This window comes from Bradyrhizobium genomosp. I (2014) (genome assembly GCF_000261685.1).
GTDB lineage: Bacteria > Pseudomonadota > Alphaproteobacteria > Rhizobiales > Xanthobacteraceae > Bradyrhizobium.
The window spans coordinates 1-453 of sequence record NZ_AJQE01000284.1; the positions used below are offsets into that span (position 1 = coordinate 1).

Annotated in this window: 1 protein-coding gene; it reads right to left on the reverse strand. The window is 64.0% G+C overall.

Features of this window, described 5'->3' with window-relative positions:
• Positions 1-453, reverse strand: a 453-nt coding sequence (locus IC50_RS26110) for a hypothetical protein (protein WP_035711463.1), incomplete at both ends; no start/stop codon positions are given.

Below are 453 nucleotides of genomic sequence, written 5' to 3' on the forward strand. Positions count from 1 at the left end.
CCGTCACGCCCTCGTCGTCGGTGTGCCCCACAGCGAGGCTCTCGGATATCGAGACCAGCTCGGCATTGTCATCCCTGACCGAATAGGCGAACATGGAGAAGCGCGCGGCGAACTGGTCCCAAAGCTCCTCGTTGAGACCGGTCGGAACGGCGGGCCGCTCCGGCCGCGTCACGATGATGGGCAAGACCCCGGCCGGAGCGATTGGTTCGCTGAGCTCCGCCCGCGCCAACGGGTTTTCGCTGTCGATCTGGAACGTGAACGAGTGACCATCCAGATAAGCCGCAGGATCGGCCTGGTCGGCAGGAACATCGAATACGACTGCGTTCGCGTATCCCGCGCTCTCCTCGGTCAGGTACAGGATCATCATTAGCTCGATCGGCGGCGTGCTTCCATCACCCTCCGGGCGAGGCGGGAGCTGCTGGATCGAACTGCCAGCCGTCGGCCAGCCGATAA